Raw genomic sequence first — 15,841 nt, forward strand, 5'->3', positions numbered from 1 at the left:
GGTGTGCCACCCGGTGTGCCACCCTGGCGTTCTAGTTTTAACTGTCTCACCCATTTATCCATAGTGGACTTACCTACGTTCATCGCCTTTGCAGCTTCGATGATGCTATGGTTTTTATCGAGGACTAATTGGGCTGCTTCAAGTTTGAATTCAGCACTAAATGTTTTTCTGGTTGTCGATCTCATGTGTTCACCTAAAGTCATCTACGAGGTAATAATATCACCTCTATTTAGGTGGCCAAAATTAGTGTGCCACTACACGGCAAGGGAGATCCAAGAGGGAATTGCTGTTGATCCCCTCTTGGTCGGGTGTGGGTTGAAGACCCACGACTTTGATTTATCTCGGCCGTGAGGCCGCAATCAATATAGCATTATGCTAAACAGCACCAATATTAGCCTGAGGGGTGAAGCCCCACGACTTTTTAACTAAAGCATTCAAACGTAGTTTGGAAAGTTTTAAAATTTCACTTTGGTGCCAATCAACTAAGTTTGAGTTGCAAAAATCTATTATGATCTCCGCGCTATAACAACTTATCTTGCAATAAGGATTACCGTGTCTCAGCCATCGGAACAACCTAAGTTAGAAGCTGCGCAAATTTGCCCCCTGTGCAAAGGCGCGAATCAATGTGCGGTGATTGTTGGTAAGGGTATTGAGGATTGTTGGTGTGCGCAGCAGGTGTTTCCGCCTTTGGCGGTGTTGCAAGCGCAAGCATCAGATTCGCAGCAAGGGGCAATCAGCCCCATTTTACCGTCTGCCGATGCGTGTATTTGCCAAACCTGTCTTAGCCAACTCAAGCAGAGTTTAAGTCAGGGGCAGATTGCAGCGCAGGATGAAAAAAGCCCATCGAGTGTGAGCGATGGGCTAGGTTATGAGGTGAAATAATCTTTTATAGATTACTGAAAAATATTAAGATTTATCAACATAGTAATCTATACGCACCGTGGTTTGAGCTTGCACTGGTTTGCCATTGTCAAACTTAGGGGCATAACGCCATTCTTCGATCATTTTTAGTGTGGATTTCTCAAATAGCACACCGCCTTTGGATTCGAGCACTTCAGGGTTTTTCACAAATCCCATCTCATCAACAGTGAAGTTAAGGGTCACATAGCCGCTTTTACGTTGTAGGAGGTAGGACTTGGGGTATTTTGGTACCGTACGAAACAGCGGTTGTTGCTCCTGAGTGTCGGCCCAGGGGCTCATCTTGCCGATAGCAATACAGTGAGCGGTGGATTCGTCACGCTTTCCTTGACGCTCATACAGTTCGACTAAATAAGCGTGGGCACTTAATGCATAGGGATGGCTAAAGTTAAGGGCTTCAAACTGCTTAACTACTTCTAAAAGCAATGGAATCGCCTTGTCATCATGCTTTTCTGCATACTCAACGGCACCCACTACATAGGTAGCTTTGACTCTGTCTAGGGCATTTTCGGGTAGGATCTCTTTGTAAGTTTCATAGGCCTCGAAGGCATACTCCCTTACCTGAGTCGTATACAATCCTGTGTTGGTGAAGCGATCAAAGGTTGCCATCTTTACATCAGCCAACAGCTTTTTATTTGTTGTTTTTTCTGCAATTTTCAGCGTGCTATCTAAAAGTTCCTTAGCCAAAACCAGCTTAGGAGCCGTTTCTGCTGCGCCGAGTAGCGGGTCGATAAGCTCGGCAGCATGCTCGCCGTAATGCTTTTTATAATTGCTTAATGCGAGTTGATATAACTCATAGGCCTTAGCCGTTTTCGCCGCATTATCACCGTCAAAGAGATTAGGCATGGCCATAGTTTTGAGCGCACCAGCCCAGTTCATTGCCAGATTGGCCAGATCGACACTGTCCTTCGCATATTGAGCTTCGCCCAATTCAAAGGCCCTTTTGGCACTGGCTTCTACTTGGGTGTTATTCCCTTGTTTGAGTGCGGCTTGGTAGTCACTGTAGGCTTGGGAAAAGGTGTTTTCCGAGGCGTTTAAGGCAAGTGAGGTGCTTAAGGTTAAGGCCAGTAGACTCGCTAAGGGTAATATTTTTCCATATAACATCTTGTATATCCTTATATTTGATCCTCTTGGATAATACAAATGTTTCACCCTTGATACAAGCTTGTTTTCAGGCTGTTGGTCACTTTGGGGATTTTAGAAGGCAAGTTTTTGCCTACCTTCTCACCTTGCAGATGGGCTTGGCACTGTGTATTTCACGACTCATTTAGCGACAAACTGCAAACCAAACTGGCCTAGCTCGCCGTAGTGGAATTGGCAGTGCTGATTGAGCGGTAGATCTAAAACTCCCGCGTAGGAACCTGTGATCACATATTGCCCTTGAGTTAAGCCAATGCCTTGGGCGGATAAAAAGTTAACTAACCAGTAGAGTCCCGCCTTAGGGAAACCGTTAGGATGAATGGCGGTTTTTTGCAGTGTGTCGCTTTGCTGGTGCTCGTCATTGGCAATATCAACGCTGAGTTCAAAACAGCTCATTTCTAAACCTTCTTGCGGATTAAGCACTGGCCCTAACCACAGTCCTTGATTGACTAAGCCATCGGCGAGGGCATCAAAATGCGTCGCTTCACTGGGTGTGTGGTAGCGGCTTTTGATCAATTCTAGCGCTAAACGAATGTTACCTAAGGCCTCGTCGATTTCAGCCTCTGTATAAGGCGTGCTTCTTGGCGGTAAATCGCGAGCAATCTCGAAGGCGAGTTCGGGTTCGACTCGGGCCAGGCCTTTAGTCGATGGATAGAGTGGGCAAGTGGTCGATTGTTGATACACATCATCTTGATAAATAGGCGCTACGACGGTTTTTTCCGCCGTGGGTAATAGGCATTTCCACGCCGCGATAGGATTGTTATCGCTTGCCTTAAATATTTCTGCTACGGCTTGTTGAATAGCGAAGGCCTGTTCGAAGCTGGTTGGCCTTAGTTCTGGGATCAGTAAATCGCCGCTCGTGCCTGCTGCGCGGCGCTCGGCTAATTCTTTGGCTGCGGTATTAATATGTGTTTTAACTTGTTCGATCGTGGCGGTAGATAACATTAACTTTCCTATTTAAAGCGTTAGCTTAAAAAGAAGTGGCCTAGAGAGAGTGTGGCAGAAGCCATTTTTATGGGCCAAATATACTCGGTTATTGGCAATGCGGGAAATGCCAATGTTGGCTTTCGGGGTAAATCTGCTGCCGTTGAATCAAGAGTGCGGCCAATATTCAGTTATCGTAAGATGCTGAAACTTGCCTCATATAAGTGTCAGCTAAAGTATCCAATCTAACGCGAATGTTTCCATGATGATCCGCTAGATATTGTGCTGGCTCAGTGCCAGAATGGCTGTCCATTTTGCGGTTTCTACTGGACTCCTCCGTGAACCTTAGCCATAACGCCCCTCAGGCAAATAATCATGCTCAGCTTGGGCTCCTGTTCATCTCAGTTGCGGTTTTATTTTGGGGCATGTTACCGATAGCATTAAAGCTCTCTGCGGCCTTTATTGATCCCGTAACTCTTACTTGGTTTCGTTTTCTGGTCGCGCTTTTAGTCAGCATAGTGATCCAATGGAGTGCAGGTAGTCTTAAGCAATTTGCAGCACTCGATGCCAAAGTTTGGTTAAGGTTAGTGCTTGCTGGCATCTTCTTGATGCTCAATTATGTGTCTTTTGTTTACTCACTCGATTACCTCGCACCCGGCGCCGCCCAACTTAATTTCCAGACTTCACCCTTTTTCCTCGCGTTTGGTGGTGTGTTGTTTTTTAAGGAACGGCTTAATGCAGTGCAACTCAGCTGTTTTGCAACCTTAGCTTTAGGTATGTTGATGTTTTTCCATCCTAATTTAAATTTTTCTGGGGCTAATCATCATCAGGTTTGGATTGGGGTGATGATCATCCAGTTCTCAGCACTGTCGTGGACTAGCTATGCCTTATTGCAAAAATCCTTACTGAATCGTTTGTCGCCCGCGAACGTGCTCTTAGTGATCTATGGCTTAGGTATTTTCGTAATGGCTCCCTTTAGCGACTTTAGTCAGTTTGTCCGTATGGACAGCTTCGATTGGCAGATAGCACTGTTTTGCGCCGCCAATACCTTGATCGCCTATGGCTGTTTTGGCCAGTCGATGAAGTACTGGCCGACGGCGCAGGTCAGTGCCATGTTGGCCCTAACGCCAGTATTTAGCTTTAGTGCCACGGCGTTAGTGGTGAGCCTTGGCTGGTGGCCAGAAGTATTCCGCGCTGATGAATTAGATGGTTTATCTCTGCTGGGGATTGGCGTGATTATTGTGTCTGTGATGGTGGTGCAATTGCTGCCTATGTACCGTAATCGTCAGGCGAAGCGTTTGCAGGCTGTCTAACGCATACATTTTATCCATGGGAAAGGCCAGTGATCACTAGACTCAGCGAGTTAAAACTTCAGGATATCCGTGGTGTCATCTTCGATCTCGACGGCACCTTAGCGCATTCTAATCCTGATTTTGCAGGGCTGCGGCGGGAGTTGGGGATTCATTCTGGTACAGATATCTTGGCCCATGTAGAGAGTCTTAGTACTGATGAAGAACGGGCTCAGGCGCTGGAAATCGTCCATGAGTACGAAAGACAAAGTTCACTCAAGGCCAGTTGGATTGATGGCGCGAGGGAGCTTATCGAATGCCTACGGGCCAAGTCACTGCCCTTGGCTATTTTGACTCGCAATATGCCAGAAGCGGCGCAAATCACTATCGATAAACTCGGCATAGATATCGCACTGGTATTAACGCGCTATGATGCTGAGCCTAAACCGCATCCCGAAGGTATTCATCTTATTTGCCAGCAGTGGCAACTCGCGCCCGCAGATATCTTGTATGTGGGCGATTATCTGTTTGATCTGCAAACTGCGCGCAATGCTGGTAGTCACTGTGCCCTCTATTGTCCTGAAACTATTCCCGATTATGCCCACAACGCTGATATGCTCGTTACTTGCTACCATAGCTTTATTGAAGCATGGACAGTTGGCGACTAGGCATTTTTTGGGGCCGTGACTGCATCTTGCTTATCTTGTTTCAGTCCCAAGCGCACGCTATCTAATAAGGCAATTAGCCAGCAGAGGATAAATCCATACATCAGCTTGTCCGCACCATCACGAATGGTTGCCGTGGTTTGCTTGGTCACTTCGGCTGTAATCACGCCTATATCTAGCGGTAAAACACCAGTTTGAATATCAAGTGAGATAAGCTGTGCTACTTGCATGACTTGTTGCAGCATCAGGCCAAGACTCAGTATTGCCAGCACAAAAAACACTAGGGCGCTGCGTTTATGTTGCAGATAGAAATGGCCGCTGCCGGGGGCGACGAAGGCGGATAATAGTCCAGCGGTAAGGGCTTTTTTCATGGGAGTCGATTACTTATACCATTAAACTCTTTGGAGATTAGACACTAAGCTTTATCTTTGCTAAAGGCAAACTAAGACAAAATCAAGACAACAAAAAAGGAGCCTAGGCTCCTTTTTTAGTCTCTAGCTTAAGCTAGATTAGTCTTCACGTGGTTTACGTGGCTTACGCTCACCGGCAGGTTTGTCTGCACGAGGTTTGCGGTCAGCAAATGGCTTATCACCAGTAGACGCAGCGCGAGGCTTACGATCACCCGCTGGGCGGTCACCTGTTGGACGATCGCCACGTGGTTTACGGTCACCAGCAGGACGGTCTGAACGAGCACTGCGGCCTGAATCAACAAATACTTGATCGCCAGCTTCGCGGATGTTCAATGGCTTGCCACAAACACGTACTTTACGTAGATGCTGTAACACGTCTTTTGGCATGCCGTCTGGCAGGTCAACAGTGGTCACTGCATCGTAAAGTTGGATTGCGCCAATGTAACGGCTGTCGATGTTAGCTTCGTTTGCGATAGCGCCAACGATGTTACCCACACCTACACCATTCTCACGACCTACGTCGATCACGTAACGGCACATTTTCAAATCTGGGTTGTCTTTCAACGCTTCAGCTGAGCCTAAGCTTGCTGGCATTGGACGCGGTTCGCGACTTCTGCGTTCACCACGCTCACCACCACGGTCATTACGATCACTTCCGCGGTCGCTACGTTCAGTGCGCTCACTGCGTTCATCACGAACACGTTCTTGAATGGCTGGCAATTGCAAAGGACGTTCTTGCTGAACTTGCTGTAATAATGCAGCGGCTAGCAGATCGGTATCGACTTCTAACTGTTGGCATAATTGAGCAACAGCTTCTTTCATGAAATCTAAATCGCCGTTGATTGTTTCAGCCAATTGCTCACCTAAGCGAGACAGACGACGTTCTGCAACTGTCTCTGGGCTTGGGATTTTCATTGGTGAAATGCGGCTGTTAGTTGAACGTTCGATAGTGCGCAGCATGCGCATTTCACGGCTCGTTACAAACAGGATCGCCATACCAGTACGGCCAGCACGGCCTGTACGGCCAATACGGTGTACATAAGCTTCGGCATCATACGGAATATCGTAGTTCACAACGTGACCGATACGCTCAACGTCAAGACCACGGGCCGCAACGTCAGTCGCGATCAGAATGTCTAACTTGCCACGTTTCAGTTGGTCAACGGCACGCTCACGGGCTTGCTGGTTCATGTCACCGTGTAGTGGTGATGAAGCATAACCGCGGGCTTCTAACTTTTCAGCTAACTCAACACATGAGTTACGAGTACGTACGAATATGATTACACCTTCAGTGTTTTCAACTTCTAATACACGTACTAAGGCTTCAAGTTTGTTGTGTTGTGATACTTGTACGAAACGCTGTTCGATTGACTCAACCGTAGTTTGGCTTGATTCGATCCGAACATGTACAGGATTACGTAAGTGCTGGTTAGCAACACGCTTAATTTGCTCTGGCATAGTGGCAGAGAATAACGCCAGTTGGCGTTCGCTTGGCGTGTGCTCAAGGATCCATTCGATATCATCGATGAAGCCCATTTTTAACATTTCATCGGCTTCATCGAGCACTAAGGCTTGTAATGAATCGAGTTTCAAGGTGCCGCGACGCATATGGTCCATAACACGACCTGGCGTACCAACGATAACTTGTGGGCCGCGTTTCAGGGCATTCAACTGTTGTTGCATGCTTTGGCCGCCGTAAATTGGAAGAACGTGGAAATTCTTCATAAATTTTGCATAGCTACTGAATGCTTCAGCAACCTGCACGGCTAATTCACGTGTTGGTGCTAAGACTAAAATTTGCGGTGTAGTTTGGCTGGTAACTTTGTTTAATAGTGGTAACGCGAAGGCGCCAGTTTTACCTGTACCTGTTTGCGCTTGACCTAAAATATCTTTGCCAGCCATAAGTGGATCGATACTGGCTGATTGGATTGGCGTTGGTTTTTCATAACCTAGCTCGTCAAGAGCACGCAACAAATTCTCGGATAGGCCGAGTTCACGGAAAGTTCTTTCATCGGATGACATTGGGTTGTAGCCTTGTGGATGCGCGCGCGAAATGGCGCTAAAGTTTCACAGACAGAAAATCAACCCCGTGTCGATTTCCCGCGAACGACGGATTATAGCAGCATGGCGGCCACTTTACCAATCAGAGTCACACTATTTAACCTGTTTTCTGCATTTTTTTCGCTAAAACTGAGCAAGAAACGCGCCACTTCCCATTAATTCTTTAAATATTCAACATTTAATTGAAGTAACTCGAATGCTGACTCTGTCACTGCCGCAAGAAAAGTGATGTCGATTGTCGCGACGGTATCCTCTGGTGTGTGATATTGGGGATGGGTCGGCACACCAAAATACAGCCAAGGGATATTCGCTTTGTGGAAGGGGTAGTGATCCGACGCCCGCAGCCAATCGGTACTTTGTATGCTTCGACCAACGGGTTTAGGGTGAGTGAGTTTAATGCAAAGTCGGTTCTGCTGATTCAGTAGGGGTTTAAATTGATTGAACTGAGTGAAGTTTCGACTGCCTTCTAGGTAAATCGCATAGGGCCTGCCGGGGTGACTCACCATATCTAAATTCAACATCAGCTCAAAAGTCGCTTCTGGCAGGCGGGTTTTGAGTTGCTCTACCAAGGCGATACTGCCATAGAGCCCAGGTTCTTCGGCATCGGTTGCCACAAACATCAGGTTTACCTTAGGCAAGATATTGGGTTGTAGGGCAAATTGCTGTTGCCAATGTTTGGCAATGGCGAGCATAGCGGCGACGCCCGAGGCGTTATCATCGGCGCCGTGGTAAATCTTACTGCCGCTCATGCCTAAGTGATCATAGTGGGCGACGATAATGCGCCATCGATTCGTCGGTTCTGCCGCCATCGCGGTGGCGACCACGTTGGCGCCGGTTTCTTGGGTGAAGAAGGTTTGATATTCAAAGGGTACGATAAAGTCCGCTCCCCAAGGCTGTAAACCTAGCCCCTGAAATTGCTGCTTTATATAGTCACGACTTTTTGCCGCACCTTGGGTTTGGGTTTTGCGGCCTTCAAATTCATCTGAGCTTAATCTTGTGACTGCCGCTTGTAACTCTGTGGGCTCGGCCCAAGTGAGTTTTAGCTCAGTGCGTGCACAGGTTTCGGCTGAGTTAACGCAGCCAGTGAGGGTCGTTGCAACAACGCAGGCCAGTGCTAATAAGCCAAGTCTTTGGGATTGATGTCTTATAAGGTGCGTGATCTTGAACTTGGCGAGCAGCTGACCGATGCGATTGTGGTTGAATAGAGTCGATGCGCTTAGGTTTACGTCACTGAGGTTTATGTCGCTTAGGTTTTTACTTAAAAGTGATTGATATTGCCTCGGTAATATAAGGTGAGTCACTGGGGACTGAGTGCTATCACGCATGGACATTCCTTATCGCTGAAGTCTTCGCCAGAAGATGAATATCATCTTTGCCTAAATCCGATTCTAATTCAATGAGATCTATATGTATGCGATAGCTTAAGCATATTGGATTGCTGAGCGAAAAAAAGCGCAGTGCTTAGGGCGACTGCGCTTCTATTATTCAGACCAACGGCTGCGTGAGCCGAATGTTAAGCCTTAGCTTTATTGGCCTTTGCTAGCTCTATATCCCGTTTTAGCAGTGGCTTTAAGAAGCGTGCCGTGTGGGAGGTTGGATGCTCGGCGACTTCTTCCGGCGTGCCTGTAGCTAAAATCATACCGCCACCACCGCCACCTTCTGGGCCTAAGTCGATAATCCAGTCTGCGGTTTTGATCACATCCAGATTATGCTCAATCACCACAATCGTGTTGCCGTGGGATTTGAGACGATGCAACACGTCGAGCAGCAATTGAATATCGGCAAAATGTAAACCCGTGGTCGGTTCATCCAAGATATACAAGGTTTGGCCCGTGTCCCGCTTAGACAGCTCTTTGGCAAGTTTCACCCTTTGGGCTTCACCGCCCGACAGTGTGGTCGCACTTTGGCCGAGACGCACATAGGACAAACCTACATCCATCAAGGTTTGTAGCTTACGGGCAATGGCAGGTACGGCATCGAAGAACTGACGCGCATCTTCCACTGTCATCTGTAGTACTTCGTGAATATTCTTGCCTTTATAGCGTACTTCTAAGGTTTCGCGGTTGTAGCGCTTACCTTTACAAGAATCACAGGGCACATATACATCGGGTAGGAAGTGCATTTCGACCTTGATCAAGCCATCGCCTTGGCAGGCCTCGCAGCGTCCACCTTTTACGTTAAAGGAGAAACGGCCGACTTGATAACCGCGAGTGCGTGACTCTTGGGTTCCGGCAAAAATCTCGCGAATTGGGGTAAAGATGCCCGTATAAGTGGCCGGATTTGAGCGCGGTGTGCGGCCAATCGGGCTTTGGTCGATATCGACCACTTTGTCGCACAGTTCCATCCCTTCGATACGATCATAGGGTGAAGGCTCATCCACTGTCGCCCCGTTGAGCATTCTATGGGCGATCTTGAAGAAGGTATCGTTGATTAAGGTCGATTTACCCGAACCCGATACGCCTGTTACACAAGTGAAGAGGCCAATGGGAATGGTTAAATCCACATTGCGCAAGTTGTTGCCGCGTGCGCCAAACAATTGAATGACTTGGTTTTTGTCGAAGGGAATGCGCGGCGTATCGATATGAATGCTGCGCTTACCGGAAATATACTGGCCAGTGACCGATTCTTCACAGGCGATGATCTTCTCAATCGGACCGTCACAAATGACTTCGCCGCCGTGTACACCTGCGCCAGGACCAATATCGATCACGTGATCCGCCATACGGATCGCATCTTCGTCATGCTCAACCACAATCACAGTGTTGCCCAAATCCCGCAGATGGATCAGGGTTTGCAGCAGACGCTCGTTATCCCTTTGATGCAGACCAATTGAGGGTTCGTCGAGCACATACATCACGCCGACGAGCCCTGCACCGATTTGGCTGGCGAGTCGAATACGTTGGGCTTCACCACCGGAGAGGGTTTCTGCCGAGCGCGATAGGCTCAAATAATTGAGGCCCACGTTGACGAGGAAGCCTAAGCGATCGCGGATTTCTTTTAAAATCTTCTCGGCAATCTGCGCCTTTTGGCCGCTAAATTCGACTTTCTCGAAGTAGTCCAAGGCTTCGCCAATCGACCAAGTGGTGAGTTGTGGCAGGTTGATATCACCTAAAAACACGTTACGTGCTTCTTCGCGTAAGCGCGAACCACCACAGCTTTGACAAGCTTGGGTATTGATAAACTTGGCTAATTCGTCACGTACCGAGTTACTTTCGGTTTCGCGATAGCGCCTGTCCATGTTGTTTAGAATGCCTTCGAAGGGGTGATTACGCACCACCACATCACCGCGGTCATTAATGTATTTAAAGGCAATACTTTCTTTACCTGAGCCGTAAAGTACGATTTTGCGGACTTTTTCGCTAAGCTGCTCGTAGGGCACTTCGACATCGAACTTATAGTGTTCGGCGAGTGAGCTGAGCATTTGGAAGTAATAGAAGTTGCGTCTATCCCAGCCGCGAATCGCACCGCCCGCCAGTGAAAGCTCGGTATTGGTGATCACTCGCTCAGGATCGAAAAATTGTTGTACCCCTAAACCATCACAGGTTTGGCACGCGCCAGCGGGATTGTTAAAGGAGAAGATCCTTGGCTCTAATTCCGCCATCGAATAACCGCAGTGCGGGCAGGCGAAGTTGGCCGAGAAGATCAGTTCTTCGCCTTTTGCTTTACCAGTACCAGTGTCGTCTTCCATGCTAGCAACGGTCGCTATGCCGCCGGAGAGTTCCAGCGCAGTTTCGAAGGATTCCGCTAAGCGTTGCTTGATATCGTCACGCACTTTAAAACGGTCGACGACCACTTCAATCGTGTGTTTAACGTGTAAATCTAAGGTTGGCGGATCGGTTAAGTCACACACTTCACCGTCGATACGCGCGCGGATATAACCCTGCGCCGATAGACCTTCGAGCAATTTAACGTGTTCACCCTTACGGGCGTTGACCACAGGTGCAAGCAGCATCAAGCGGCTGTCTTGAGGCATTTCTAACACTTTATCGACCATTTGGCTGACGGTTTGTGCCGCCAAGGGTTGATTATGTGTCGGACAACGCGGCTCACCCACGCGGGCAAACATCAAGCGCAGGTAATCATAAATTTCGGTAATCGTGCCCACGGTCGAACGTGGGTTATGGGAGGTGGATTTTTGCTCTATGGATATCGCCGGGCTTAAGCCTTCGATATGGTCCACATCGGGTTTTTCCATTAAACTCAAAAATTGGCGAGCATAGGCAGATAGGGACTCGACATAACGTCGCTGGCCCTCGGCATATAAAGTATCGAAAGCGAGGGAGGATTTGCCAGATCCCGATAAGCCCGTGATGACAATCAGTTTATCCCTTGGGATAGTCAGGTTGATATTCTTGAGATTGTGGGTGCGTGCGCCGCGTATTTCAATCTTATCCATCTATCGCTCTAATGCCATATGCTTAAAAAAATGAGCACAAGTATCGCACAGTTCCGCCGCTGAGTTTAGTTGATTCTGTGATCTGCACCAATCTTAGGGCTGGCACTGGCTTTAAGTCGGCCTGCTTTGCGGGATGTTGTGGATGGAATGGATTAACTAAGATTAATACTGTTGTTGCGCACTGACTCACAGGACAATTGTGAACACTATGTTAGACTCATTCCCCTGTGCCTGAGCGTTAAAAATAAAGATGTTAACTCAGACACAGTCATATAGGTCCGTGATAAACGGGATAAAAGCTAAGTGTATAGTCAGTGGTTTAGGCCACTATTTCCTTTTGAGCAAATCCTTTTGGGTGTGGTAACATGCGCCCCTTAAAAGACTTCAATCCAGGGCAAAATCATGGGTAACAACGGACTTTCGGGTACTGAGAAAAAAGTCGCGTTTTCTTTAGCCAGTGTATTTGGTTTGCGCATGATGGGCTTGTTTATGATCATGCCCGTCTTTGCACTTTATGGTCAGCATCTCGAAGGCTTTTCGCCTCTGTGGGTGGGTATTGCTATCGGCGCCTATGGCCTGACTCAAGCCGTGCTGCAAATCCCCATGGGGATTTTATCTGACAAATATGGTCGCAAGCCGATTATTCTCGGTGGCTTAGTGTTGTTTGCTATTGGTAGTGTTATCGCTGCTAACGCAGATACGATTTATGGCGTTGTCTTTGGTCGAGCTGTACAGGGTATGGGTGCGATTGCCGCTGCCGTGCTGGCGCTTGCCGCGGATTTAACCCGCGACGAGCAGCGCACTAAGGTGATGGCGATTATTGGCATGTGTATCGGGTTGTCTTTTGCCCTGTCTTTGCTAATGGGGCCGATAGTCGCGCAACATCTTGGGTTGACTGGATTGTTTTGGTTAACGGCGGTATTTGCTATTGTCGGTATGCTGTTGATCCAGTTTTTAGTGCCTAATCCCATCACTCAGGCGCCGAAGGGAGACACTTTAGCAACGCCCGCTAAGCTCAAACGTATGTTCCTCGAGCCGCAATTATTTAGGCTTAACGCTGGGATTTTTATCCTGCATTTAGTGCTCACCGCAGTATTTGTGGCACTACCGCTGGATCTGGTGGATGCGGGTCTAGTGAAAGAAAAACATTGGATGCTGTATTTCCCCGCTTTTGTGGGCGCATTTATTTTGATGGTGCCGTTAATCATCATAGGGGTTAAACGCAAAAATACTAAGGCGATGTTCCAAATTGCCCTCGTGATCATGATAGTGGCATTGCTGGCGATGGCCGCATTTGCGAGCAATCTCTGGGTATTGAGTTTTGCCGTGGTGCTCTTCTTTACAGGGTTTAACTATTTAGAAGCCTCACTGCCAAGTTTGATTGCCAAATTTTGCCCCGTCGGCGAAAAAGGTTCGGCTATGGGCGTGTATTCAACTAGCCAGTTTTTAGGGGCTTTTTGTGGTGGTATGCTCGGTGGCGGTGCTTTCCAGCTCGTGGGCGCAGTCGGGGTATTTGTTGTTGCCGTGATCTTAATGTCTATTTGGTTATTCCTGACATTAGGCATGCAAAATCCTGTGTTGTTAAAGAGTTACACCTTAGAAGCTGAAGTGAAAGACAAGGCGCAAGCGCGCGATATGGCAACCCAGTTATCCCAATTAATGGGCGTTGTTGAAGCCATAGTCGTGCTGGACGAGAAAGTGGCTTATCTCAAGGTAGACGAGCATTTCGATTTAAGAGAAGCACGAGCTGTGTTAGGCTCTGCTCAATAATATCTGGTCTGCCGTGTGGTATTTGGGGAAGCTGATTTTCCTCTATGGCAATAAAGATAAACAACATACTGAATTAATAGATTATTTAAAGAATCGCAGGAGATTTCAATGGCCAGTCGTGGTGTTAACAAGGTAATTTTGGTTGGCAATTTGGGACAAGATCCAGAAGTGCGTTATATGCCAAACGGTAATGCAGTCGCAAACATCACAGTAGCGACTAGCGAATCGTGGAAAGACCAACAGGGTCAACAGCAAGAGCGTACTGAATGGCACCGTGTGGTTCTGTTCGGCAAATTAGCTGAAATTACCGGTGAATACCTGCGTAAAGGTTCACAGGTTTACCTTGAAGGTAAACTGCAAACTCGTAAGTGGAAAGACCAAAGTGGTCAAGACCGCTACAGCACTGAAGTGGTTATCGACCAAAGCGGTAGCATGCAAATGCTAGGTAGCCGTGGTCAAGGTGGACAAGCACAAGGCGCGCCAATGGGCGGCATGCCACAAAACGCAGGTTATCAATCTGCACCACAACAAGCCGCGCCTGCGCAAAATCAATATGCGCCAGCGCCTCAAGCTGCACCTGCTTACCAAGCGCCAGCTCAGCAACAATATGCTCCGCCAGCTCCTGCCCAGCAGCAAGGTTATGGTCAGCCACAGGCTCAACAACCACAACAAGGTGGTTATGCGCCTAAGCAACAAGCCGCTCCAGCGCCAGCTTATCAAGCGCCTGCAGCACCAGCACAGCGTCCAGCGCCACAACCACAGCAAAACTTCACTCCAGATTTGGATGATGGCTGGGATGACGATATTCCCTTCTAATTTGGAACGTATCGAAGCATAAAGACGGTATCGTCTTAAATAAGCAAAGCCACGCGAGTCGTGGCTTTGTTGTTTCTTGTCTTTATGCTTTTAAGTTTTGTGCTTTGAGGTCGTGGGCGAGGTTGCTAAATCTTTCACCTCGCTTGCTCACATAACGATACGTTTGAGATAGAAACTTAGAACGTATAATCGAAGTTATAACGCATGCCTAGCATGATCTGGTCATTGGTTTCGCGGTATTCAAAATCTGTTTTTTGATATTCGATGAAGGTGCTGAATTTCGGTGTTTTATGCCATTCCAGCGTAGTGTTATAGGCATTGTATTTCGCGGAGGTGATGTCATTGTCGCCATCGTCATATCTGGACACGCCTAGCTTGATTTTATAGCTGTCAGTGATGGGATAGCTTGCAACTACATCCAGTGTTGAACCATCCAATGTGGTGCCATCGACGCTGTCTTTTTCAATGTTTTGGTAGGCTGCGGCGAGGAACAGAGAATTGAAATTTTTCGCTAGGGTTACACCGAATGTATTTTCATCCTTGTTGTCCTCTAACTCTTTATTATAAAAAGCCGCGGCAATGTAGATGAAGTCGGTTTTATAACGGATACCCGTGTTAACGAAGTCACTGCCGCCACTGCCTTTATTGCCGTCGAATTGCGCATCGGCCGAAAATAACAGGTCGCCAAACTCTTTACGATAGGTCACGAGATTATTGAGCCTGAATGGGCTCGCACTGTCATAGGCCAGAGGCGTTCCTGAGCGGTTAAAGATATCAACGGGATCGGAAATCATTTCCTGCGTGACGGCTTGTTTACCTATGGCAACGCTACCAAAAAATCCCTTTAATCCGACATAGGCTTTACGTGCATCGCCAAAGTCACCGTCATCTTTGATATCGACCTTAAATTCCCCTTTCGCAAAACCGACTAAGCCATTACCGAGTTGGTGCTCTGCGGCAAAGCCAATTCGCGAGTTCGCATCGCCTACATCCCACACATCGTCCGAGTTAGTGTGGGTCAGGCCGAAGGTTGGGCGTAAAGAACCATAAAAATTAAACTGGGTATCCGATGGCACTGATGGCTCATTTTCTTGAGCTTCGAGCATGGCGAGTCTCTGCTGAATTTGTTGTAACTCAGTGCGTAATTCGTCATTGGTTTCTGCTGTATTATTGGCTTGAACGGCAAAGATAGGTGTGGCAAAGCTCAGCACAAGTATGGCTGATGTGAGTTTAGACGGTTTCATTTATGTTTCCTTACATAACAACTACTCGCGTTACGCTAATGGATTTTGTTGCCGATTGAGCTGTATCGCTAGTAGTAAGGATCTGCACTTGTGATAGTGCTGGGGAGGCGCCTAACTAAGAAAATTAGGCTTCGTAACTCAGCAGCTGACAGATAAAAGCTGTCAGCTGGTTTTGGAAAGGTGCAATCCTATCCATCCCGCCAAAACA

Annotated in this window: 13 protein-coding genes; 5 read left to right on the forward strand and 8 right to left on the reverse strand. The window is 47.7% G+C overall.

All coding sequences use genetic code 11. From position 1 onward, the window contains the following. Positions 1-185: transposase (locus tag L5M38_RS17090; protein WP_263179774.1), on the reverse strand; the 185-nt coding region annotated here is incomplete at its 3' end. 367 nt (positions 186-552) lie between these two features. Between L5M38_RS17090 and L5M38_RS17095 the strand changes: the two genes are divergently transcribed. After that, on the forward strand, positions 553-882 hold the full coding sequence (locus L5M38_RS17095; RefSeq protein ID WP_263167729.1) for a cysteine-rich CWC family protein: 330 nt from the start codon (positions 553-555) through the stop codon (positions 880-882). 24 nt (positions 883-906) lie between these two features. Here L5M38_RS17095 and L5M38_RS17100 read toward each other — a convergent pair whose 3' ends face one another. After that, on the reverse strand, positions 907-2,022 hold the full coding sequence (locus L5M38_RS17100; protein ID WP_263167730.1) for an energy transducer TonB: 1,116 nt from the start codon (positions 2,020-2,022) through the stop codon (positions 907-909). A gap of 159 nt (positions 2,023-2,181) precedes the next feature. Continuing rightward, complete coding sequence (locus tag L5M38_RS17105) at positions 2,182-3,003, reverse strand: hydratase (RefSeq protein ID WP_263167731.1); 822 nt, start codon at positions 3,001-3,003, stop codon at positions 2,182-2,184. A 317-nt stretch (positions 3,004-3,320) separates the two neighbouring features. On the opposite strand from L5M38_RS17105, the gene L5M38_RS17110 reads away from it, so the two are divergent. Then, positions 3,321-4,295: a DMT family transporter gene (locus L5M38_RS17110; RefSeq protein ID WP_263167732.1), complete on the forward strand. Its 975-nt coding sequence runs from the start codon at positions 3,321-3,323 to the stop codon at positions 4,293-4,295. A gap of 29 nt (positions 4,296-4,324) precedes the next feature. Beyond that, positions 4,325-4,939, forward strand: coding sequence for an HAD family hydrolase (locus tag L5M38_RS17115; protein ID WP_263167733.1), 615 nt, complete (start codon positions 4,325-4,327; stop codon positions 4,937-4,939). Here L5M38_RS17115 and L5M38_RS17120 read toward each other — a convergent pair. The 4 genes from L5M38_RS17120 to uvrA form a co-directional block, all read right to left on the reverse strand. Beyond that, positions 4,936-5,307, reverse strand: a complete 372-nt coding sequence (locus L5M38_RS17120) for a DUF6677 family protein (protein ID WP_263142103.1) — start codon at positions 5,305-5,307, stop codon at positions 4,936-4,938. The two genes, L5M38_RS17115 and L5M38_RS17120, sit on opposite strands and share 4 nt — an antisense overlap. 138 nt (positions 5,308-5,445) lie before the next feature. Next, positions 5,446-7,368 (reverse strand): DEAD/DEAH box helicase, encoded by a 1,923-nt coding sequence (locus tag L5M38_RS17125; protein WP_011847889.1) that lies wholly within the window; start codon positions 7,366-7,368, stop codon positions 5,446-5,448. A gap of 194 nt (positions 7,369-7,562) precedes the next feature. Continuing rightward, the gene (locus tag L5M38_RS17130; RefSeq protein WP_263179775.1) at positions 7,563-8,732 is read right to left on the reverse strand and encodes a M28 family peptidase; all 1,170 of its coding nucleotides are present in this window, start codon (positions 8,730-8,732) and stop codon (positions 7,563-7,565) included. A 188-nt stretch (positions 8,733-8,920) separates the two neighbouring features. Then, positions 8,921-11,803, reverse strand: a complete 2,883-nt coding sequence (uvrA, locus tag L5M38_RS17135) for an excinuclease ABC subunit UvrA (RefSeq protein WP_219250633.1) — start codon at positions 11,801-11,803, stop codon at positions 8,921-8,923. A 402-nt stretch (positions 11,804-12,205) separates the two neighbouring features. Here uvrA and L5M38_RS17140 point away from each other — a divergent pair, with 402 nt between their 5' ends. Both L5M38_RS17140 and ssb read left to right on the forward strand, forming a co-directional pair. Further along, positions 12,206-13,573 carry an MFS transporter gene (locus L5M38_RS17140; RefSeq protein ID WP_263164505.1) on the forward strand — a complete coding sequence of 456 codons (1,368 nt, stop codon included), beginning with the start codon at positions 12,206-12,208 and terminating at the stop codon, positions 13,571-13,573. Between the two features lie 108 nt (positions 13,574-13,681). Then, the gene (ssb, locus tag L5M38_RS17145) at positions 13,682-14,389 is read left to right on the forward strand and encodes a single-stranded DNA-binding protein (RefSeq protein ID WP_168825597.1); all 708 of its coding nucleotides are present in this window, start codon (positions 13,682-13,684) and stop codon (positions 14,387-14,389) included. Between the two features lie 176 nt (positions 14,390-14,565). Here the strand turns inward: ssb and L5M38_RS17150 are convergent, their stop codons facing one another. Further along, a complete protein-coding gene (locus tag L5M38_RS17150; protein ID WP_105251337.1) occupies positions 14,566-15,633 on the reverse strand; it encodes a porin in 1,068 nt (355 codons plus the stop codon). Between the last annotated feature and the right edge of the window lie 208 nt (positions 15,634-15,841).

Origin of the sequence: Shewanella sp. SM101 (assembly GCF_025654465.1) — a bacterium.
In the GTDB taxonomy this organism is placed as follows: Bacteria; Pseudomonadota; Gammaproteobacteria; order Enterobacterales; family Shewanellaceae; genus Shewanella; species Shewanella oncorhynchi.